This is a genomic window from Sphingopyxis sp. 113P3, assembly GCF_001278035.1.
In the GTDB taxonomy this organism is placed as follows: domain Bacteria; phylum Pseudomonadota; class Alphaproteobacteria; order Sphingomonadales; family Sphingomonadaceae; genus Sphingopyxis.
Window position 1 is genome coordinate 2,540,436 of sequence record NZ_CP009452.1, and the last position, 21,640, is coordinate 2,562,075.

21 protein-coding genes are annotated in these 21,640 nt (G+C 63.9%); 12 read left to right on the forward strand and 9 right to left on the reverse strand.

Features of this window, described 5'->3' with window-relative positions; genetic code table 11:
* The first annotated feature begins 5 nt into the window (after positions 1-5).
* From LH20_RS12430 to LH20_RS12455, 6 genes are all read left to right on the forward strand, one after another.
* Positions 6-1,190 carry an acyl-CoA dehydrogenase family protein gene (locus LH20_RS12430; RefSeq protein WP_053554466.1) on the forward strand — a complete coding sequence of 395 codons (1,185 nt, stop codon included), beginning with the start codon at positions 6-8 and terminating at the stop codon, positions 1,188-1,190.
* Between the two features lie 112 nt (positions 1,191-1,302).
* The gene (locus LH20_RS12435) at positions 1,303-2,397 is read left to right on the forward strand and encodes an acyl-CoA dehydrogenase family protein (protein ID WP_053554467.1); all 1,095 of its coding nucleotides are present in this window, start codon (positions 1,303-1,305) and stop codon (positions 2,395-2,397) included.
* Complete coding sequence (locus tag LH20_RS12440; protein ID WP_053553820.1) at positions 2,394-3,599, forward strand: acyl-CoA dehydrogenase family protein; 1,206 nt, start codon at positions 2,394-2,396, stop codon at positions 3,597-3,599. The genes LH20_RS12435 and LH20_RS12440 overlap by 4 nt, the downstream gene beginning before the upstream one ends.
* Before the next feature lie 14 nt (positions 3,600-3,613).
* On the forward strand, positions 3,614-4,396 hold the full coding sequence (locus LH20_RS12445) for an SDR family NAD(P)-dependent oxidoreductase (RefSeq protein ID WP_053554468.1): 783 nt from the start codon (positions 3,614-3,616) through the stop codon (positions 4,394-4,396).
* 29 nt (positions 4,397-4,425) lie between these two features.
* Positions 4,426-5,676, forward strand: a complete 1,251-nt coding sequence (locus LH20_RS12450; protein WP_053554469.1) for an acetyl-CoA C-acetyltransferase — start codon at positions 4,426-4,428, stop codon at positions 5,674-5,676.
* Between the two features lie 104 nt (positions 5,677-5,780).
* Complete coding sequence (locus tag LH20_RS12455) at positions 5,781-6,911, forward strand: CaiB/BaiF CoA transferase family protein (protein ID WP_053554470.1); 1,131 nt, start codon at positions 5,781-5,783, stop codon at positions 6,909-6,911.
* A 4-nt stretch (positions 6,912-6,915) separates the two neighbouring features.
* Here the strand turns inward: LH20_RS12455 and LH20_RS23755 are convergent, their stop codons facing one another.
* Together LH20_RS23755 and LH20_RS12465 are read right to left on the reverse strand one after the other, a co-directional pair.
* Positions 6,916-7,635 carry an acyl-CoA dehydrogenase family protein gene (locus LH20_RS23755; RefSeq protein WP_053554471.1) on the reverse strand — a complete coding sequence of 240 codons (720 nt, stop codon included), beginning with the start codon at positions 7,633-7,635 and terminating at the stop codon, positions 6,916-6,918.
* The gene (locus tag LH20_RS12465) at positions 7,632-8,771 is read right to left on the reverse strand and encodes an acyl-CoA dehydrogenase family protein (RefSeq protein WP_053556274.1); all 1,140 of its coding nucleotides are present in this window, start codon (positions 8,769-8,771) and stop codon (positions 7,632-7,634) included. Before LH20_RS12465 ends, LH20_RS23755 begins: the two co-directional genes overlap by 4 nt.
* Positions 8,772-8,823: 52 nt before the next feature.
* Between LH20_RS12465 and LH20_RS12470 the strand changes: the two genes are divergently transcribed.
* Positions 8,824-9,627: a crotonase/enoyl-CoA hydratase family protein gene (locus tag LH20_RS12470; RefSeq protein WP_053554472.1), complete on the forward strand. Its 804-nt coding sequence runs from the start codon at positions 8,824-8,826 to the stop codon at positions 9,625-9,627.
* Positions 9,624-10,409: a tyrosine-protein phosphatase gene (locus tag LH20_RS12475; RefSeq protein WP_083455395.1), complete on the forward strand. Its 786-nt coding sequence runs from the start codon at positions 9,624-9,626 to the stop codon at positions 10,407-10,409. Before LH20_RS12470 ends, LH20_RS12475 begins: the two co-directional genes overlap by 4 nt.
* Positions 10,410-10,418: 9 nt before the next feature.
* On the opposite strand, the gene LH20_RS12480 is transcribed toward LH20_RS12475, so the two are convergent.
* On the reverse strand, positions 10,419-11,087 hold the full coding sequence (locus LH20_RS12480; protein WP_235526969.1) for a hypothetical protein: 669 nt from the start codon (positions 11,085-11,087) through the stop codon (positions 10,419-10,421).
* A 171-nt stretch (positions 11,088-11,258) separates the two neighbouring features.
* Positions 11,259-12,578: a Xaa-Pro dipeptidase gene (locus LH20_RS12485; RefSeq protein ID WP_053554475.1), complete on the reverse strand. Its 1,320-nt coding sequence runs from the start codon at positions 12,576-12,578 to the stop codon at positions 11,259-11,261.
* 188 nt (positions 12,579-12,766) lie between these two features.
* Between LH20_RS12485 and LH20_RS12490 the strand changes: the two genes are divergently transcribed.
* Positions 12,767-13,237: a GFA family protein gene (locus LH20_RS12490; RefSeq protein WP_053554476.1), complete on the forward strand. Its 471-nt coding sequence runs from the start codon at positions 12,767-12,769 to the stop codon at positions 13,235-13,237.
* Between the two features lie 56 nt (positions 13,238-13,293).
* Positions 13,294-14,163, forward strand: a complete 870-nt coding sequence (locus LH20_RS12495) for a DMT family transporter (RefSeq protein ID WP_053554477.1) — start codon at positions 13,294-13,296, stop codon at positions 14,161-14,163.
* Here LH20_RS12495 and LH20_RS12500 read toward each other — a convergent pair.
* Genes LH20_RS12500 through LH20_RS12510 form a run of 3 tightly spaced genes read right to left on the reverse strand, consistent with a single transcriptional unit; the run spans position 14,153 to position 17,466 of the window.
* A complete protein-coding gene (locus tag LH20_RS12500) occupies positions 14,153-14,755 on the reverse strand; it encodes a phosphatase PAP2 family protein (protein WP_053554478.1) in 603 nt (200 codons plus the stop codon). The genes LH20_RS12495 and LH20_RS12500 overlap by 11 nt on opposite strands.
* Positions 14,756-14,765: 10 nt before the next feature.
* Positions 14,766-16,181, reverse strand: a complete 1,416-nt coding sequence (lpdA, locus tag LH20_RS12505; RefSeq protein ID WP_053554479.1) for a dihydrolipoyl dehydrogenase — start codon at positions 16,179-16,181, stop codon at positions 14,766-14,768.
* A 1-nt stretch (position 16,182) separates the two neighbouring features.
* Positions 16,183-17,466, reverse strand: a complete 1,284-nt coding sequence (locus LH20_RS12510) for a pyruvate dehydrogenase complex dihydrolipoamide acetyltransferase (protein ID WP_053554480.1) — start codon at positions 17,464-17,466, stop codon at positions 16,183-16,185.
* A gap of 162 nt (positions 17,467-17,628) precedes the next feature.
* On the opposite strand from LH20_RS12510, the gene LH20_RS12515 reads away from it, so the two are divergent.
* The gene (locus LH20_RS12515; protein WP_053554481.1) at positions 17,629-18,084 is read left to right on the forward strand and encodes a universal stress protein; all 456 of its coding nucleotides are present in this window, start codon (positions 17,629-17,631) and stop codon (positions 18,082-18,084) included.
* Between the two features lie 116 nt (positions 18,085-18,200).
* Here LH20_RS12515 and LH20_RS12520 read toward each other — a convergent pair whose 3' ends face one another.
* Together LH20_RS12520 and LH20_RS12525 are read right to left on the reverse strand one after the other, a co-directional pair.
* The gene (locus tag LH20_RS12520; RefSeq protein WP_053554482.1) at positions 18,201-20,150 is read right to left on the reverse strand and encodes a CocE/NonD family hydrolase; all 1,950 of its coding nucleotides are present in this window, start codon (positions 20,148-20,150) and stop codon (positions 18,201-18,203) included.
* A 121-nt stretch (positions 20,151-20,271) separates the two neighbouring features.
* Entirely contained in the window at positions 20,272-20,682 is a 411-nt protein-coding gene (locus tag LH20_RS12525; protein ID WP_053554483.1) for a hypothetical protein, read from the reverse strand.
* Between the two features lie 117 nt (positions 20,683-20,799).
* On the opposite strand from LH20_RS12525, the gene LH20_RS12530 reads away from it, so the two are divergent.
* A complete protein-coding gene (locus LH20_RS12530; protein WP_053554484.1) occupies positions 20,800-21,585 on the forward strand; it encodes a helix-turn-helix domain-containing protein in 786 nt (261 codons plus the stop codon).
* The last annotated feature ends 55 nt before the right edge of the window (positions 21,586-21,640 follow it).

Sequence of the window (21,640 nt, forward strand, 5' to 3'; positions counted from 1 at the left end):
TTGAAATGTCGGCAACAAGAACGGGCATATCGGACCGGGCGCTTGAGATCGCGGTGCGGGTCGAGGCGTTCGTCCGCGAAACGGTGATCCCGTATGAAAAAGACCCACGCCGCGACCATCATGGCGCGCCAACCGACGAGCTGGTGATGGAAATGCGCGAAAAGGCGCGCGCTGCGGGTGTGCTGACGCCGCACATCCTTGACGACGGCAGCCACCTCAATCAGCGCGAGACCGCTGTGGTGCTAATCAAGAGCGGTCTTTCCCCGCTCGGACCGCTTGCCTGCAACACGATGGCGCCCGACGAGGGCAATATGTATTTGCTCGGCAAGGAGAGCAGCCCCGAGCTCAAGGAGCGTTTCCTCAAACCAATGATTGAGGGCCGTGTGCGCTCAGCGTTCTTCATGACAGAACCCGCTGACGAAGGCGGCGCAGGATCCGATCCCTCGATGATGCAGACGACATGCCGCCCCGACGGCAATCACTGGGTCATAAGCGGGCGCAAGACCTTTATCACCGGGGCGGAAGGCGCGCGGGTTGGAATCATCATGGCGAAGGCCGAGGAAGGTGCGTGCATGTTCCTTGTCGACCTGCCTGACCCTGCAATTCACATCGATCATATACCCAATACGATCGACAGCTCGATGCCGGGCGGCCACGCGACGCTGACCATCGATAATCTGCGCGTCCCTGCGGACCAGATGCTCGGCGAGGCCGGCGAAGGCTTCCGCTATGCACAGGTCCGTCTCTCCCCTGCCCGCCTGTCACACTGCATGCGCTGGCTCGGTGCGTGCATCCGGGCCAACGAGATTGCGACCGATTATGCCAATCGCCGCCATGCTTTCGGCAAACCGCTCGTTGATCATGAGGGTGTGGGCTTCATGCTCGCGGAGAATCTGATCGACCTCAAGCAGGCCGAGTTGATGATCGACTGGTGCGCAAGCGTGCTCGATACCGGGTCGCTCGGCACCGCCGAAAGTTCGATGGCGAAGGTCGCGGTATCGGAGGCGTTGATGCGCATCGCCGATCGCTGTGTTCAGGTGATGGGAGGCACAGGTGTGACCGACAAGACAATCGTCGAGCAGGTGTTTCGCGAAGTCCGCGCCTTTCGCATTTATGACGGGCCGACCGAGGTCCATAAATGGAGCCTCGCCAAGAAGATCAAGCGCGACTGGAAGGCGCAGCAGGACTGACCGACGCTCACGCCGCCGACCGCCAGTCCATATCCGTAGCGTCAAACCACTTGACGTTTACGTTAACGTACGGATGATGGGCGGCCACCAGGGCGGAGGAATCGGGAGTCGCATGTCGATATTGTACGATGAGGGACAGGAGGCGATAGCGACGGAGTCGCGTCGTGTTTTGGAGGCGCGAGTGAGCAAGGAGGATATGCTGTCCTTGCTTGAGGGCGTTGGGCGTTATCATGAGGGTTTCTGGAGGACGGCGAAGGAGCAGGGCTGGACGGCGCTGGCGCTTCCGGAGGCGTATGGGGGGCTCGATCTGGGGCTGGTCGAGCTTGGTCTGATTGCGCATCAGGTGGGGCGGACGCTGAGCGGGGCGCCCTTTCTGACCGCGAGCTTTGGGGTTGCCAAGGCGATTGCGCTTTACGGATCGGACGATCAGAAGGCGGCGTGGCTTCCGGGTCTTGCGCGCGGCGACACGATCGGTGCGGTGGCTTTTGCCGAGGGGGCGAACGCCCTTCCCGCGGCGCCTTCGCTGACGCTGGCGGCGGGCCGGCTCGAGGGCCGGGTGAGCGGGGTTGCGGGCGGTCTTGCCGCCGAGGTTGCGCTGGTCTTTGCGCAAGGGCCGGAGGGCCCGGTGCTCGCGATTGCCGATCTCGCAGAGGCCGAGCGCAGCGCGATTGCGAGCTTTGACAACAGCCGTCTTTACGCCGATCTTGCCTTTGCCGGGACGCGTGCCGAGCTGCTTCTGGCTGGCGAGGCGGCGCGCGAGGCGGCGCTTCACATTCTGGCGCTCCAGGCGGTGATCACCGCGCACGAGCAGACGGGCGGCGCCGAAGCCTTGATGGAGATTGCGCGCGACTATGCGGTGACCCGCAAGGCGTTCGGCCAGCCGATCGGCGCCTTCCAGTCGATCAAGCACCGCATCGCCGAGCTTTACGCGCTCGTCGAGCTTGCGCGCGCCAACGGCATTCATGCCGCCTCGCGCGAGGGCAAGGATGATTTCATCACCGCAGCGGCCGCGGCGCGCATCTCGGCGACCGAGGCCTATGACACCGCCTCGCGCGACTGCGTGCAGATCCACGGCGGCATCGGGGTGACGTGGGAGCTTGGCCTCCACCTCCACACCCGCCGCGCGCGCAGCCTTGCGATCGAGCAGGGTCCTTTATTCTTCTGGGAAGACGTTCTCGTCGACCGCCTGACGGGAGAAGCGGCATGAGCGACCTCGAAGCCTTTCGCGCCAGGGCCGCCGCCTGGCTCGAAGCGATGGTCCCCCTTTATGGCAAGGCCGCGCGCGAGGGCCTCACCGAGGCTGAAGACCTCGCGCTGGCCCGCCGCTACCAGAAGGCCAAGTTCGATGCAGGCTATGCCGGGATCAACTGGCCAAGAGAGTTCGGCGGCCAGGGCCTGGGCCATCTCGAGAAGGTCACCTTCGATACCGAGGAGATGAAGCATGGCTTTCCAAGCTTCTATTTCGGCATCTCGCTCGGCATGCCGATCCCCGTCCTCATGCAGTTCGGCCAGGACAAGGCCTGGGTGAAGGAACGCGTGCTCAAGGCGCTCCAGGGCGAGGAGATCTGGTGCCAGCTCTTCTCCGAGCCATCGGGGGGCTCCGACCTTGCCGGGCTGCGCACGCGCGCCGAGCCCGACGGCAATGGCTGGAAGATCAACGGCCAGAAGCTGTGGACGAGCTGGGCCCAGTACAGCGACTATGGCGTCATCGTCGTGCGCACCGATCCCAATGTGCCCAAGCACAAGGGCCTCACCTACTTCTGGGTCGACATGAAGGCCCCCGGCGTCACCGTCCGCCCGATCAAGCTCGTGGGCGGCGACAGCCACGTCAACGAGGTCTTCTTCGACGATGTGAAGATCAGCGACGATCAGCGCATGTCGCCCGTCGGCGGCGGCTTCGCGGTCGCAATCGCAACGCTGATGATCGAACGCTATGTCGCAACCGACAGCGCAGGCTTTGGACCCCACCTCGATCTCTTCACAAGCCTCGCCAAGAACACCGACCTCAACGGCAGACCCGCAATCGAGGACGGCCGCATCCGCCAGCAGATCGCACGCAACTACGCCATGCGCAGCGCCCTCCAGTCGATCACCGCACGCGCAATGGCCATGATGCAGGCCGGCATGACACCCGGCCCCGAAGGATCCCTCAACAAACTCGTCGCCGTGCGATCGCGCCAGAAACTCTCCGAACTCGCCATCGACCTTCAAGGCACCAACGGCCTCCACTTCAACCCCCACGCCTCCCAAAAGGAAGACTGGGCCGCAAGCTGGATCAACGCACCAACCGGACGCATCGCAGGCGGCTCCGACGAAACTCTCCTCAACACCATCGCCGAAAAAATCCTCGGACTCCCACAAGATCACCGACCCGACAAAGGCATCCCCTTCAACCAAATTCCAGCCTGACAAGGAGCCTCCCCATGAAAATCGATTCTTCCGTTTCCGCTGTCGTGACCGGGGGCGCCTCCGGCCTCGGCCGTGCCACAGCCGAAGCGCTCGCCGCCGCGGGTGTCAAAGTTGCCATCTTCGACATCAACGACGCGCTCGGCGAGGAGGTCGCTCAGTCGATCGGAGGACTTTTCGTCCATGTCGACATCACTGACGAGCAGTCGGTCGTCGATGGCTTCGCCAAGGCGCGCGCGGCGCACGGACAGGAACGCGTTGCGGTACACTGCGCGATGACCTCGCGCCGCGGCAAGACGCTCGCGTTCGACAAGGAGACGGGAAAATACCGCCGCACCCCCACTGAGGATTATGAATTTGGTGTCGCAGGCATTCTGACCGCCAGCTATCGCGTAGGCTCGATTGCCGCCGAGGGTATGGCGACCTTGCCCGAGCTTGAGGATGGCGAACGCGGCGCGATCATCTTCACCGCGTCGGTCGCAGCGCAGGACGCGCAGATCGGGCAGGTGATCTACGGTTCGGCGAAGGCGGGCGTGAACGGCCTCGTTCTCCCGATGGCCCGCGACCTCATGGATCTCGGTATCCGCGTGAACTCGATCATGCCAGGGGTGTTCGGCACACCGCTGCTTGGCAACATGAACCCGAAGGTCAAGGAAAGCCTCGAAGCCTCGGTTCCTTTCCCGAAGCGGCTCGGCAAGGCAGAGGAGTATGCGAGCCTCGCGATGGAGATGGTGCGCAATACCTATTTCAACGGTCAGGCCGTGCGCCTCGACGGCGCGATCCGCATGGCGCCGCGCTGACCTTCCTCTCTCACAAAAAGGAACCGAATATGTCCGAAGCCTATATCATCGACGCCGTCCGCACCCCGCGCGGGATCGGCAAGCCTGGCAAGGGCGCGCTCTCGCACCTCCACCCGCAGCATCTCGCCGCGACGGTGCTCAAAGCGATCCGCGACCGCAATAATCTCGACACCGCGACCGTCGACGACATCGTCTGGTCGACCTCGACGCAAAAGGGCAAGCAGGGCGGCGACCTGGGCCGGATGGCTGCGCTGTCGGCGGGCTATGACATCAAGGCCAGCGGCACGACCCTCGACCGTTTCTGCGGCGGCGGCATCAGCAGCGTGAACTTCGCATCCGCATCGGTGATGTCCGGCATGGAAGACTGCGTCATCGCGGGCGGCACCGAAATGATGAGCTACACCGCGCAGATCGGCGCTGAGGAAGCCAACGCCGGCATCAAGCCGCTCGGCATGGGCTCGGGCAACGCAGCGCTCGACGAACTGCACCCGCAGTCGCACCAGGGCGTGTGCGGCGACGCAATCGCAGCGCTGGAAGGCATTAGCCGCGAGGCGCTCGACGCGCTCGCGCTCGTCAGCCAGCAGCGCGCCGACCGCGCGATCAAGGAAGGCCGCTTCGACAAGTCGGTGGTTCCCGTTTACAACACCGACGGCAGCGTCGCGCTCGACCATGAGGAATTTCCGCGCCCCGACACCACCGCCGAAGGCCTCGCTGCCCTGAAACCGAGTTTCGCCGCACTCAAGGACTTCGATCTTGGCAATGGCGTGACCTTCGCCAAGCAGATCCAGCGCCGGTACCCAAATCTTGAATGGGAAGGTGTCCACCACGCCGGCAACTCCTCAGGCGTAGTGGACGGCGCGGCGGCGGTGCTCATCACCTCCAGGGATTATGCCGACAAGCATGGCCTCAAGCCGCGCGCGCGCATCGTCGCTTATGCCAATATGGGCGACGATCCGACGCTCATGCTCAACGCGCCGGTTCCCGCAGCGAAGAAGGTGCTCGAAAAGGCCGGCCTTACGACGGACGACATCGACGTCTGGGAAATCAACGAGGCCTTCGCCGTCGTCGCCGAAAAGTTCATCCGCGATCTCAAGCTCGACCGCGAGAAGGTGAACATCAACGGCGGCGCCATGGCGCTCGGACACCCGATCGGCGCCACCGGCTCGATCCTCATCGGCACCGCGCTCGACGAGCTTGAACGCTCGGGCGGCCGCTACGGCCTGGTCACCATGTGCGCCGCGGGCGGTATGGCCCCCGCAATCATCATCGAACGCATATAAGATTGTCACGCGCGAGGCAGCGATCGAGAGCGGTTTCGCGCTTCGGATCGCGCCTCGCCTGAGCTCGACCCATGAGGACGAGCACACAAAGATAGGAGAGTGATATGGCAGGACCCCTCAAGGGCATTCGAATCATCGAGTTTGCAGGGATCGGCCCCGGTCCCTTTTGCGGCATGATGCTCGCCGACCATGGTGCCGAGGTGATCCGCATCGACCGACCCGGCGGGTTCATGGATCCGCGCGACCCCCTGTCGCGCGGACGAACTTCAATTGCCCTCGACATGAAGAACCCTGACGCCGTGCAAACCGCGCGCGATCTCTGCAAGAGTGCAGACGGCATCATCGAGGGCTATCGCCCCGGCGTGATGGAACGCCTGGGACTAGGCCCGGAGGTACTGCTCGGTGATAATCCGAAGCTCGTATATGGCCGCATGACCGGCTGGGGGCAGTTCGGTCCTTACGCCCAGGCGGCAGGGCACGACATCAATTATATTTCGCTCTCGGGCGTGCTCCACGGTATCGGCCGCGCTGGTGAGAAGCCGGTGCCACCGGTCAATTATGTCGGCGACTTTGGAGGCGGCGGCATGATGCTCGCCTTCGGCATGGCAAGCGCCCTGCTTCATGCTGCGAAAACCGGCGAAGGACAGGTAATCGACTGCGCAATGACCGACGGCTCGGCCCTCCTCGCGGGAATGACCTGGGGGTTTCGGGCGATGGGCCGCCTCAAGGACGAAGCCGGCGTCAACATGCTCGACGGCGGCGCGCATTTCTATGACACGTACCGCTGCGCCGACGGCAAGTTCATCTCGATCGGCTCGATCGAACCGCAATTCTACGCTCTGCTGCGCGAAAAGACCGGGCTGGACCGCGACACTGCGTTCGATGCGCAAACGGACCCCTCGCAATGGGGTCCGCTCAAGGAACGGTTGACCGTGCTCTTTGCGACGAAAACGCGCGACGAATGGTGCGAGCTCATGGAAATGACCGATGTCTGCTTCGCGCCGGTGCTGTCGCTGGAGGAGGCGCCGAAGCACCCGCATAATATCGAGCGGGAGACCTTCATCACCGTCGGCGGTGCGACCCAGCCCGCTCCCGCGCCGCGCTATTCGGCAACTGTGAACGACACGCCGCGCGCAGCGCCCGAGGTGGGAGCCGACGCCGACAAGGTGCTCGCGAGCCTCGGATATGACAGCGCGAAAATCGCGGCATTGCGAGACGGCGGCGCGGTGCGCTGATCGGTCATTCGGCGCGCGCGGTCAGGTTTTCCCACAGACCGCGCCCGCCGAAACCGGAGACTTGCCGCCCCAGTCGCTCGGCCCAATAGGCGTCGTTGCCGTGCATCCCGCGCCAGCGCATCAGCGGGATTGTCGCGCGGTGGAGGTCATACTCGCGGGTAAAACCGATCGCGCCGTGAACCTGGTGCGCGACCGCCGTGACGACACCGACCGCGCGATTGGCGCGCAACTTCGCCGCCGCAATCTCGAAGTCTGCGGCTTCGGCATCGAGCCCGGTCGCGTCGAGACGCGACGCCATCGCCGCTGCCGCGGCATCCACTGCCGCGACCTCGCACGCCAGGACGGCGAGGGACTGCTGCACGGCCTGGAACTTGCCGAGCGGTCGCCCGAACTGCTGGCGCGTATTCACATGCTCGATCGACAGTGCAAGCGCCTGTCCCATCGCCCCCGCCATCAAGCCGACCGTCGCGGCAGCACGGAGCGCTTCCGGGGCGTCCTTGAGCCCCGACAGGATCAGATTGGCCACCGGCAGGTCCGGCACCACGACGCCCGCGATGCGGAGCACCGCGTTCACGTCGCCCCAATCGCCGCCGAACCCGCCGTCGGCCTCGGGAACGAGCAGGAGGACGAACCCCGCTGTCTCGATCGGCGCCATGCCGGCTTCGGTGGCATCGCCGAACACCGCGCGCGCGGTGTCGCACAGCATCTCGCGCGCCGCGCTCATCGCAGCCCCAACCCGCGCGCGATGATCCCGCGGATCACCTCGCGCGTTCCGCCGCGCAGCGAGAAGCTGGGCGACGCGATGAGAAGCGCGCGCAGCAACCGCGCGAGATCGTCCGGGTCGTCCCAGCCGCACTCGACCACCGCCTGCACACGTCGGGGCAAGTCCTGTTCGAACGCATTGCCCAATTCCTTGACCACCGACGCCTCGACCATCGGATCTTCGCCTGCCGCGAGTTTTGCCGCGGTCGACATCGACAATTGGCGCAGCGTCCACATCTCCGCAGTCAACTCGCCGATCAGCACTGCAAGTGCGGGCGCGGGATCGGGCCCCGCGGCGTCGATGAGTGCCGCGAGCAGCGCGTGGCTTGACAGATAACGCTCCGGCCCCGACCGCTCGAGCCCGAGTTCGGCGGTGACCTGTTTCCACCCCTGCCCCCGCTCGCCGACCAGCGCGCCGTGCGGGACGAGGACATCGTCGAAAAAGACTTCGTTGAAGTCGTGGTGTCCCGCCATGTCGATGATCGGCCGGATGGTGATGCCGGGCGTATCGAGATCGATCAGGAACTGACTGAGCCCTGCATTGCGCTCGCTCCCCTCTTCAGTCCGCACCAAGGCGAGCATGATGTGCGACAGGTGCGCGCCCGTGGTCCAGATCTTCTGTCCATTGATCCGCCAGCCCTCTGCCGTTTCGCGAGCGCTTGTCCGTACGGCGGCAAGATCCGAACCGGCGCCCGGTTCGGAAAGTCCGATGCAGGCGTAGGTTTCGCCGCGGGCAATGCCTGGGAGATAGCGCTCCCGCTGCTCCTCAGTGCCATAGCGCAGAATCAGGGGACCCGTCTGGCGGTCGGCAATCCAGTGTGCGCCGACAGGTGCGCCGGCGGCGAGCAATTCCTCGATCACCACATAGCGTTCAAGTGGATGCCGCTCGCCGCCGCCATAGCGGGCGGGCAAGGTCATGCCGATATATCCCGCAGCGCCCAGCGCTCGGCTGAAATCGGGATCGAAGCTCGCCCAGCAGTTCGCGCGCCGAACGGCATCGTCCTGCGGCTGATGCTCGGCGAGCCAGCGCCGCAGACCGGTTCGCAATGCCGAGCTATCGCCTGGCGGGTGGAAAGGGTAGAGTGCAAAGCCTTGCATGTCCCGCCAGCCATGCAATAGCTTTTCGAAACTGAAAAGGATGAATTGGACGATGGGTGAATTTCTGAGCGTCGAGCGGCGGGGCAAGATCGCAATCCTGACAATGAGCAAGCCTGAAAGCATGAACGCGATCGGAACGCATGCCGATTGCGACGATATTATCGACACACTGCGCGTTCTGGGCGAGGATCGGGGTGTCAGCGCGATCATCCTCACCGGTACCGGCAAGGCGTTCAGCGCCGGCGGCAATCTGAAATCGATGCAGGAGCGCAAGGGCATTGGCGTTCTCGACCAGCCCGACTCGACCCGCGCCAACTATCGCCGCGGCGTCCAGGCCGTGATCCGCGCGCTGATGGACTGCGAGATTCCGATGATCGCCGCGGTCAACGGTCATGCCGTGGGGCTGGGCTGCGATCTCGCGTGCACCTGTGACATCCGCATTGCCGCACAAAGCGCTCAGTTCGCATGCAGCTTCATCAAGGTCGGGATCGTTCCAGGCGATGGCGGTGCGTGGCTGCTTCAGCGCGTGCTCGGTTATCCGCGCGCCGCCGAACTGTTCCTGACCGGTGACCGCTTCGATGCGCAGGCCGCAAAGGACTATGGCCTGGTTTCCGAGGTCGTACCCGACGCCGATCTCCTCGACCGCGCACTCGCCATTGCCGACCGTATCGTCTGCAATCCGCCGCGCGCGCTGCGGCTCACCAAGCGGCTGCTGCGCGAAGCGCAGCATAGCCGAATGAGCGATATCCTCGAACTCAGCGCCGCTTATCAGGCCATCGTTCACGAAACCGCCGACAACCGCGAGGCCATCAACGCCTTCGTCGAAAAGCGGGCGCCGGTATTCACGGGAGAATGACCATGCTCGCCGATCGCGTTCTGTCCCTGTCGGGCGTCCATAATTTCCGCGATTATGGCGGCTACGCCGTCGAAAGCGGCGGGCGGCTGCGTGACGGCATCCTGTGGCGCTCGGCGCACCATGTCGAAGCCGCCGATGACGACCTCGCGACGATCGATGCGCTCGGCATCGAAACGATCATCGATCTGCGCGGCGACGATGAGCGCCAGATGCATCCGTGCCGTCGCAGCGAGAATTTCGCGGGCCGCGTGCTGTTTGCCGGCGGCGTCACCGCGGGTCTTGCCCCGCACCTACAGGCCGCTGGCGGTGCAATCGACGCCGCGACGGCCCGGGCGCGGATGGTCGATACCTACGCCGGCATGCCCTATCGCCCCGCGCTCGTTGCGACGCTGCGCCTCTACCTCTCGGCGCTTGCTGAATATGACGCACCCAGCTTGGTCCACTGCGTCGCCGGCAAGGACCGTACCGGCTTTGCGGTCGCGATCGTCCATCGGCTGCTCGGCGTGCATGAAGACGATCTGATGCACGACTATCTGCTAACCAATACTGCCGGCAAAATCGACGAGCGCGTGAGCCAGGGTGCAGCGCATATTCGCGACCGCTACGGCGCCGAGATCGGCGAGGACGCGATCCGCGCATTGATGTCGGTCAACCCTGCATATCTCGACGCGGCTCTTGCCACGGTGCGCCGCGATCATGGCGACATTCCCGCCTACGCCGAAGCGGTCCTTAATTTTACGCCCGAAATGCGCGAGGCGATGATCGATCGGCTGGTCGTCTGATGCCTGCGCTCAGGGCATCAAATGGTCCGCGGTGATCGTCTTGCCATCGGTCGACACCGAGGCATAGCCGGTCTCCTTGATGTCGTTCGCCGCGAGCCGTCCGGTCAGGTCGAGACGCAGCGTATGCCTGTTGTTGAAGGGGCCGGGCGCCGAAAGGCGGACTCCAGACCAGGCATAATTGCCGTACACGCTGCTCAGTCGCCCTTTTTGCGCGGCCATGACCGAGGAAAGCGCAGCGGCGTCGACCTGCGACAGCGGAATCAGATAATCATCCAGCCGAAAATCCGCGGCATTGCCGCCCATCACCGTTATCTCGACCGGACTGGGGGGTGAGAATTGACCGCTGTTGAGGTCGAGGCGGGTATTCAGGAGCTTTCGCGGATCATCAGGGTTCTGATACTGCACCGAACAGCTGGTCATCTCGCCTGCGGGCTTGCCGTCACTGGGGTCAATTTCCTTGCCGACGCTGAAGAACGAGGTAATCTCGGACACCTTGGCATCTGCGCCCAAATGCTTGGCGATGGCGCGAAAGCACACGTCGGATCCGTCGGCCAGTGTGGGAATGCTGCCCTGGGCCGCATCGGTCTCGCCGGACGTTCCGGTCATCGCGGCGTCTGGCGCGTCGCCCGGCGCGGTGTCCGCATCTCCGCAGGCGGAAAGGCACAGAGATGCCGTCAAGGACAATAGGGTCGCTCGCAACAATATCATCGGTCAATTCCTCGCTTTTCGAAAAGGAAAGGCGTTAAAGCAACGGCTCGCGGCGCGACATTCTGCCTTCGTCCGCAAGCGTGAGCGACCTTTGGCAAGCCTAGAATCTGCTGTTGCCGATTTCCACCCCATTTTTACGGCCTATTCGCGCTTCATCAGGACCCCGCCCTTCACCACAGCTGCGACATGCTGGAGCCGCGTTACGTCCGCGAGCGGGTCGCCCTCGATGGCGATGATGTCAGCAAAGCGGCCGACCACTATCGCACCTATGTCGCCGCCCATCCCCAACGCTTCGGCCGCGTTCAGCGTCGCGGCGCGGATCGCCTCGATTGGCGTCATTCCCCACTCGACCATCTTCGCAAATTGTCGTGCATTGTCGCCATGGGGAAACACCCCGGCATCGGTACCAAAAATCATCCGCACGCCCGCGTTTACAGCGCGCTGGAAAGTCTGGCGTTGTGCAAGGCCGATCGCCTTTTCCTTGTCGAGGCTTTCCTGCTCGGTGCCGTTGGCAGTACCCGTTGCAAGGATATAATCGTCATTGTAGATATCCATCGCGAACCAGGTTTTGCGTTCGGCCGCGAGTTTGAGCGTCTGGTCGCTTGCCAGGCTGCAATGCTCGATGGTGTCGATGCCCGCGAGGATCGCGGCGCGAATCCCTTCATCCCCATGAGCATGCGCCGCGACCTTGATCCCCAGCATATGCGCCTCTTCGGCAATCGCCCTCATTTCCTCGAGCGTCAGCTGCTGCGCGCCGACACTGTCACCAAGGGAAAACACCCCGCCGGTCGCGCAGATCTTGATCGCGCGGGCGCCATATTTGTGCAGCCAGCGCACCTTGCGGCGAGCCTCCTCGGGGCTGTCGATCACCGAGGGCTCCTTGCGGTCCATCGAGGGCGGCAGTCCCCCGCTGTCGCAATGCCCTCCGGTTGCACCGAGCGCCCAGCCTGCGGGAATGATGCGCGGCCCGATGATATAGCCCCCTTCGATCGCCTGCTTGAGGCCGACGTCTTCGAAATCGGCCGATCCGACATTGCGTACAGTTGTGAAACCCGCCTCGATCGTCGTCTTGGCATTGGCGACACCAACGGCCGTCCAGAAACTGTCAGTGTAGCGCAGCCCCTGATAACCGCCGACCTCCGCAAGGGCGGTCAGGTGGACGTGCATGTCAATAAGCCCAGGAAGCAGGGTCCGCTCGCCAAGGTCGATATGCTCGACGTCCGCGCTCCAGCGCACGGTGCGCGCGTCGGCGATCTGGGTGATGCGCCCGTCAGCGCCGACAAAGATCGCTGGATGCTCGATCGTCTTCCCACTGTTGACGTCCAGCATGCGGGCGGCGGTGATCACGGAGGATCCTGAACCTCCTGCCTGCTCTGCCGCTTCCCCCTGCGGCGCGAGAGACGCCGTCGCCGCAAAGGCCATTACCCGCAGAATATTGCCGATCGTCCCACGAAAGCGCATGGTCCCCCTCCCCACTCAAACCCCGCACCCCTGATGACAAAAAGAAAGATTTCGCGACAGCGAAAAAAGCAGGCTCCGCGCAAATCGAGTGCAACATTGCGAGGGCGGCAGGGCCATGGCAATTCATCGGACACAAGGCGGCGAAGCGACTCGCTCCACAAGCCGCCGGCAAGAAAAGGAACGTCACGATGGGCGACTGGAAGCTACCTTGGGCGGGCGGTTGCCGGTGCGGCAAGCTGCGGTTCGAGATCAGCACGCCGCCCCTGCTCACCATGGCGTGCCACTGCACCGGCTGCCAGAAGATGAGCGCGAGCGCCTACTCCCTTTCCATGGCGATACCGGACAGCGGATTTCACGTGACCGAAGGCGAGCCGGTCCTTGGGGGTCTGCACGATCCCGATCTGCACCATTGGCATTGCGACCACTGCAAAAGCTGGGCTTTCACCGAGGTCGAACCCAGCCTAGGTTTCACCAACGTTCGCCCCTCGATGCTTGATGACTTCAGCTGGTTCGCGCCGTTTATCGAAAGCTATACCAGCGAGGCACTCGCCTGGGCGAAGACCGGCGCGCTGCACAGTTTCGAGGAATTTCCCGCAATGGAAGATTATGCGCCGCTGGTCGCCGAATTCGCCGAAAAGGGCGCGCGGCCTGGCCGTTGATGCAGCGGAGGCGATACGCCGCCGAGCGCAGGGCGACTCGGTAGGCGCGAGCTGCGATGTCTTTGCTTTCGCTCAGCCTGGTCGTCCTCGCCGCCCTGTTCCACGCCACATGGAACCTCCTCGCCAAGCGGGCGGCCCACGCAGGGACAGCTTTTGTCTTTGCCTATAATCTGGTTGCGACCGTCGTCTATGCGCCGTGGGTCGTCTGGATCCTGCTCACCGAGGGAATGGCGTGGAGCGGGGCGGCGGCTGGCTTTGTTTTCCTCTCCGCGCTCGTGCACCTCGCTTACAGTCTTTGCCTTCAGCGCGGCTATCAGCTTGCCGATCTGTCGGTCGTCTATCCGGTCGCGCGCGGCACTGGACCGATGCTGGCATCGGTCGGCGCTTTCCTGCTGCTGGGCGAGGATATCCGTGCGTCCGGACTGGCCGGCCTGATACTCGTTGTCGCAGGGATCGCGCTGATCGCGACGCAGGGGCGCTTCGCGGCGTTTCGTACCCCCGAGGCCCATCGCGGAGTGCGTTGGGGCATGGGGACGGGCGCGCTAATCGCAGCTTATACCGTGGTTGACGGTTGGGCGGTAAAGATGCTGGGCGTGGTGCCGGTGGTACTGGACTGGCTTTCGAACATGCTGCGCTTCCTCTTCCTCTTGCCCCTCGTCCTGCGCGATCGCCGCAACGTGATGGCGCGGATGCGCGGTCATTGGGGGCGGGCCATAGCTGTGGGACTGCTCTCGCCAGCTTCCTATATTCTCGTGCTGACGGCGCTCAAAATGGGTGCGCCCTTGCACGTCGTGGCGCCGACGCGCGAGATGTCGATGATGGCAGGCGCATTGTTCGGAATGATCTTCCTCGGCGAAGCGGTAGGACGCTGGCGCCTTGCAGGCTCCATATTGCTGATCGCCGGCGTCGTCCTGCTCAGCGCCTGACGCGCCGATCGGTCGCGGATGCGGCGAGAGCGAAGGCAGCACCAAGCATCGTTCCGCCCAGCACATCACTCGGCCAGTGGACTCCCAGCATGACTCGCGACAACGCGGTCGACAGAATGGCGGCTGCCGCGCACCATGCCGCCACTCGGCGCCATGGCCGGGGCGCGAGGAGCGCCAGAATGAGCGCGATTGCAGTGACGCTGGTGGCGTGGCCGCTCGGATAAGACCAGCTCGATACTTGGTCGAGATGGGGAATGAGGCTGGGTCGCGGCCGGTCAAAAATATTCTTGAGCACGCTCGATGCCAGATTGGCCGCGACAGCAGTGCACGCGAGCAGCAGCGCGGGTCTCCGCCCGGCCTTCCGCCAGAGGAACGCAACCAGAAACAGGACGAGCGTCCAGCGGGGAATTCCGCCTCCGAACCAGCTGATGCCCTGCATGAAGGCAATGAGCGCGGGAGGCGCGGCGTCCGCTCGGAGGAGAACGGGGGTTGCAAGGGCGACATCGGCCGCTATCAGCGCGGGACCTTGAACGAGCAAGCCCAGCAGCAGCGCCGCTCCAAGAAGCAGCGTCGAGGCGAGCCAGCGGCCCAAGGCGGAGCGTTCAGATATGGAGTGCGCGTCCGTACGCAGAAAGGACCGCCTCGTGCATTGTCTCGCTGATTGTCGGATGCGGATAGACCGTGTGCATGAAATCTTCCTCGACCAGCTCGGCCGTCTTGCCCACGGTGTAGCCCTGGATCATTTCGGTGACTTCGGCGCCGACCATATGCGCGCCGAGCAGTTCGCCGGTCTTTGCATCGAACACGGTCTTCACAAAACCCTCGACCTCGCCCAGCGCGATCGCCTTGCCGTTGCCGATAAAGGGGAAATTGCCGACCTTCACCTCATATCCCGCTTCCTTCGCCTTCGCCTCGGTCAGGCCGACGCTGGCGATCTGCGGGTGGCAATAGGTGCAGCCGGGGATGTTGCGCACGTCCATCGGATGCGGGTGGACGTCCTTGTTTCCAAGCTCCTGTGCGATCGCTTCGGCGGCGATTACCCCTTCGTGGCTCGCCTTGTGCGCGAGCCAGGGGGGCGCGGTGACGTCGCCGATCGCCCACAGACTTTTCACATTGGTGCGGCAATAGGGGTCAGTGTCGATATGCCCCTTGGTCGTCTTCACACCAAGCGTATCGAGTCCGATGTCCTCGGTATTGGGAACGATACCGATAGCGACGATCGCATGGCTGAAATCGCCCGCCTCGACCTTTCCGTCCTTCGTCTTGATCTTCGCCGAAACACCGGTCGCGGTCGCCTTCAATTCCTCGACACCGGCCCCGGTCAGGATCGTCATTCCTTGTTTTTTAAGCGCTTTTTCAAGGAAGTTCGACACATCGGCGTCCTCGACGGGAACGATGCGATCGAGCATCTCCACGACCGTCACTTCGGCGCCCATGTCCTTGTAGAAGCTTGCAAATTCTATTCCGATCGCCCCCGAGCCGATAACGAGCAGCTTTTTCGGCATTTCGGGCGGGGTCATCGCATGGCGATAGGTCCAGATGCGCTTGCCGTCGGCAGGAGCAAAGGGCAGATCGCGAGCGCGAGCGCCCGTCGCGACGATGATATGTTTCGCGGTCAGCGTTTCGCTGCCCTTCGCGCCCTTCACTTCGAGCTTGCCTGGAGCGGTGAGCTTGCCTTCGCCCATATGCACGGTGATCTTGTTCTTCTTCAACAGGTGCGTGACGCCCTGGTTGAGCTGCTTCGCTACCCCGCGGCTGCGCTTCACCACCGCCTCGAGATCGGCGCTGATGCTCGCCGCGGCGAGGCCGTAGTCCTTCGCGTGCTGCATGTAATGATAGATTTCGGCCGAGCGCAGCAGCGCCTTGGTTGGGATGCAGCCCCAATTGAGGCAGATGCCGCCCAAATTCTCGCGCTCGACGATCGCGGTCTTCAGCCCTAATTGCGCCGCACGGATCGCCGCGACATAGCCGCCGGGGCCCGAGCCGAGGACGATGAGGTCGTAGCTGGTATCTGCCATGTTACGCCACCAGTCCGAGCGGGTTTTCGACAATCTGCTTGAACGCCTGCATCAGCTGCGCGCCGTCGGCGCCGTCGATGGCGCGGTGGTCGAAGCTGCCCGTCGCCGACATGACGGTTGCGATCGAGACAGCGTCGTCGACGATCCACGGACGCTTCTCGCCCGCGCCGATCGCCATGATCATGCCCTGCGGCGGATTGATGACCGCGTCGAACTGGGTGATGCCAAACATGCCCATATTGCTGATGCTCGCGGTGCCGCCCTGATATTCGTGCGGCTGAAGCTTGCCCTCCTTGGCGCGCGCGGCGAGTTCCTTCATCTCGGTCGAGATCTTACTCACCGATTTCTCGTTGGCACCGACGATGATCGGGGTGATCAGGCCCGCGGGAACGCTGACCGCAACCGAAATATCGGCGCGTTGATAGCTGATGAGCTGGTCGCCGGCGTAGCTGACGTTGCATTTGGGCACCTGAATCAGCGCCTTGGCCAGCGCCTTGATCAGCAGGTCATTGACGCTGAGCTTGACGCCCTGCGGCTCGAGCGCCGCGTTGAGCTCGCCGCGCAGCTTGAGCAGCTTGTCGAGCTGGATATCGACGGTCAGGTAGATGTGCGGGATCGTCTGCTTCGCCTCGGTAAGGCGGCGCGCGATCGTCTTGCGCATGTTGCTGAGCTTTTCCGCGGTGTGCGGAATGTCGGTCTCGAAGGGCTGCGCAGGCGCGGGGGTTGCTGCGGGCGCTGCTGCTGCGGCCGGGGCGGCCGCAGCGACGCCTGCGGAAGCGTCCTCGAGGTCGGCCTTGACAATACGGCCACCGGGGCCGCTGCCGGTCACGGTGCTGAGGTCGATGCCCCGTTCGGCTGCGATACGCTTGGCAAGCGGACTCGCCTTGATCCGGTCGCCCGAGGCCGCCGGTGCGGGCGCCGCGGTGGCGGGAGCAGGTGCGGAAGCCGGTGCAGGAGTGGGGGCAGGAGCGGGCTCGGTCTTCGCCTCCGGCGCCGAAGCAGCGGCGGGAGCAGGCGCAGCTTTCGCCGTGCTGGCATCCTCGCCTTCGCCCGCGATTACCGCGATTACGGTGCCGACCTTCACATTGTCGGTGCCCTCGGGGACCAATATCTGCGCGATCGTTCCCTCGTCGACCGCTTCGAACTCCATCGTTGCCTTGTCGGTCTCGATCTCGGCGAGCAGGTCGCCCGATTTGACCTCATCGCCTTCCTTGACCAGCCATTTGGCGAGCGTGCCCTCCTCCATCGTCGGCGAAAGAGCGGGCATTTTGAGTTCGATCGGCATCGTCTCTTTGGTTCCTGTCAGTCTGGGGAGGCCGGGGCCTGCCGTTACGGCTTCTCCCTCGCCATAAGCATAAGCGGGGTCAAGGTCCAGCGGGGGCGAACTTGCGTTTCATACGAATGTGACGCAGTCTCCCAGCGAAAAGAATAGCAGGGGTCGGGGCTGATGCGGACTTATCTGGTGGTGATCGACGACAGTCCCGAAGCGACGCTGGCGCTACGCTTTGCGGCGCGGCGTGCAGCGCGGACGGGCGGCGGAGTGATGGTGCTCGCGATCGTCCCGCCGCAGGATTTTCTCGCCTTTGGCGGTGTTCAGGCGACGATCGAGGCCGAAGCGCGGGAACAGGCCGAAGCGCTCGCTGCCGCCGCTGCCGAAGCGGTCGCGCAGGAAGCCAATGTCGTGCCCAAAATCCTCGTCAAATCGGGCAAGCCCGCCGAGGTGGTGCGCGAAGTGATCGGAACGAGTGACGAGGTCGCCGCCCTCGTCCTCGCCACCGCGCCGAGCGGCGCGCCGGGGCCGCTCGTCGCCCATTTCACTGGGCACGACGCGGGCACCCTGCCCTGCCCGGTGATGCTGGTGCCGGGCGGCATCGACATCGAGCGTCTCGACGCGCTGAGCTGAAATCCGCTCCATGACGAAAGCCGTGCTCGCGCGGGGGCGGGAGTCTGGAGCGTCGCAGCTGAGCCTTGATTGCACAAACTCTGGGTCCCCGCCTTCGCGGGGACACATTCCCCCGCTTATCGCCGCGCCAAGACCGCCGACTGGTCGACCGGGACGACAGGAAGCAGTACGCCACTCGCCGTATCGCCGCCCTGCAGGACCGTCACTTCCTGCTTCTTGTAATCCTCAGGCTTCGCGAGGAAGATGTTGGGCACGAATGTCTGCGGGTTACGGTCGTAAAGTGGGAACTGGCTCGACTGGATCTGCACCATGATCCGGTGCCCCGGCTGAAACACATGGTTCACCGTCGGCAGGCGGAACTTGTAGGCCTGTGTGACGCCCGATGGAATTGCGGTCGGGTTCGAGAAACTGTCACGATAGCGACCGCGGAAAATGTCCTGGCTGATCGCGAGCTGATAACCGCCCATCTTCGGATCGGTCGCCACCTCGGCCGGATAGACGTCGATCAGCTTGACGATGAAATCGACGTCTGATCCGGTGATCTGAGCGAATATATTCGCCATCGGCGCGCCCGACACGCGCACCGGCTGGGTGAGCACGTCGGTCTGGAAGGTCAAAACGTCGGGACGACCATCGACGTGGCGCTGGTCGCTGACCAGCCAGTCACCCCAGCGCCCGTCGCCGAAATTCACCGGGCGCGACAGGTGCGGCACGGGCTTCGCGGGGTCGGAAATATAGCTGGTCTTGCCGGGCGCCGGCTTGCCAAAGCCCAAGCTGCCCTCCGGCCCCACGTAGATCGGGGTGAGCGGCGCCTGGCATCCGCTCTCACAGGCGAGCGGCCAGGTCGTGAAACGGTCCCAGTGATTCTCGCCGGTGTTGTAGATGGCGGCGGCGGGGAGCTTCGCAGGCGGACCATCCTTCAGATACTGGCTGAAGAAGGGCAGCACCATCTCCTCACGGAACTGCGCCGCCGTGTCACCGTCCCACTGGAACGGGCCAAGCGAGCGCCCCTCGCGGTTGATCTGGCTGTGGCGCCACGGACCCATGACGAGGAAGTTGTTGCCCATCTTCCCCTTTGCCTTCAGGGCTTCCCAGCTCATGATCGCGCCATACATATCCTCCTGATCCCACAGTCCCTGCTCCCACAGCGTCGGAACGTTAGAAGGGTTTGCGGCGACCAGCTTGTCGAGCGCCTGCTGCTGCCAATATTCGTCATAGGCGACGTGCTTCAGCATCTTCTGCCAGAAGGGCAACTGGTCATAACCAACCTTCTTCGCCCAATCGTTCGCAGAGCCTTGTCGGAAATTCTCATAATCATCGTAGCCGCCGGTTGAGGGGACCTTGCCGTCGCCCTTGTAGCCCGTCTGGCCGCCGATCCACGCGATATTGGCAAGGCGGAAAGCGCCGTGGTGGAACCAGTCGTCGCCCATCCAGCCGTCGATCATCGGGCTTTCGGGCGCCGCTACCTTCAGGGCCGGGTGGGGGTTCAAAAGAGCCATAACGACGGTGAAGCCCTCGTAGGACGAGCCAATCATCCCCACGCGGCCGTTCGATTCGGGCAGGTTTTTCTTGTTCACCAGCCAATCGATCGTATCCCACGCGTCGGTCGTATGATCGACCTTTGTCGGGTTGAGCGGGCCCACCGGGGGACGGTTGACGATATAATCGCCCTCCGACCCATATTTGCCCCGGATGTCCTGATAGACGCGGATATAGCCGTCCTTTACGAAAATCTCGTCAGAGAGCGGCAGAGTCGACAGCATGCTGGGGCTGTCCTTGCGGTTTGCACGACTCTTCGCGTTATAGGGGGTCCGCGTCAGCACGATCGGCGCGTTCTTCGCGCCTTTGGGCACGACGATGACGGTGTAGAGCCGGGTACCGTCGCGCATCGGGATCATCTCGACGCGCTTTTCATAGTCGGCGTTCAGCTCGGGAATGACGAATTTGTCCGGAATGTCGCTGGTGACAGTCGCCGATTTGGGAGCGGCAGCCTCGGCCGCGCCGGTGATCGAGGCGCTGGAGAGAGCGCAGGCAGACAGAGTGACGAGCAGGAACGAGCGGATCATGCGAACCCCTTATTATCGATTTGGCATATCCCATCCTTGGCCCGCTGAGCGAAGTATTGCAACCTTTCGGCGTAACGATCTTGCGCAAGAAGCGGGGCAGCCCGCGGCTGCCCCGTAAAGATCAGGATGCTCGCGGCCAGCCAGCGGCGGCAGCACGCGGCAACGTGGCCGCGCCCTTCGCCTCGATCAGCGCGAACTCGAGCACGACCAGTGCCTGAACCACGGTCGCCGCGATACCGAGCCAACTCATCTGCCCCGCGAAGATGGCAAGCACTGCGAAGCTCGCGACGACCCAGCCGAGATTGCCGACGGCGATCAAATTGGTAAGCCCTCGGCTTGGCACCCGCTGCGCCGCCACGCCCACCATCGGCAACGCGGCGGTGAGGCAGATCCAGCCCGCCGCGGTCACCACACCGGCGGGAAGGCCGAACAGCGGAGCGAGAGTGGCCGCGGCGAACACGCAAAGCAGGAACATTGCGGCACAGGTTACCGCGTCGAGCATCAGGATGGTCTTGATGTTGGGACTCAGCATGGAACATCTCCTTTCGAACCCGGCCCAACTGCCCCTTGCAACGCACGGAGTCGATTACGTGCGAGGTAATGGAAACCGGAACGCGTCCGGGCTAACGGGAAGCGAAGGAGAGACGGGATGCAGGTCGCACCGCTGGGCGAGCAGCTTCGCGAATGGCGCACGCGCCGCCGGATGAGTCAGATGGATCTGGCGCTCGAAACCGACATGTCGGCGCGGCACCTGAGCTTCATCGAGACCGGCCGGTCGCGACCGAGCACAGCGATGCTGCAACGGATCGCCGATCGGCTCGAAATCCCGCACCGCGCGCGCAATGCCCTGCTCCTCGCCGCGGGCTACGCGCCCGACTATCCAGAGCGGCCGCTCGACAGCCCGGAGATGGCGGGGATGAAAGCGATCGTCGAGCATGTGTTGAAGGGTCACGAGCCCTATCCCGCGCTCGCGGTCGACCGGCACTGGAATATGGTCGCGGCGAATGACGCCATCGCGATCCTCATAGAACAGGTTGCTCCGGCCTTGCTTGCCCCGCCCGCCAATGTGCTGCGCATCGCGCTCCACCCCGATGGTCTTGCGCCGCAGATCGTCAATCACGCCGAATGGCGCGCCCATATCCTGCACCGCCTCGACCTCCAGATCGAGGCAAGCGCCGACACCGATCTCATGGCGCTGCGCGAGGAACTGGCGGGCTATGCGGTGCAGGCCAACGATAATGAGGGCAAAGCCGTGAGCGGCATTGCGGTGCCGCTGATCCTCGACACGATCGCGGGGCGAATCCGCTTCGTCTCGACGGTGACGATCTTCGGAACCCCTGTCGACATCACGCTGTCGGAGCTGGCGATCGAGGCCTTCTTCCCTGCGGACGCAGCGAGCGCAGCGCTGCTCGCACGGCTGGCCATTCGCCCCTGATCCGCGTCCTTGCGCGCAGCGCAGCCGCGCGGAAATCCGCAGTCTGGTAAACCGG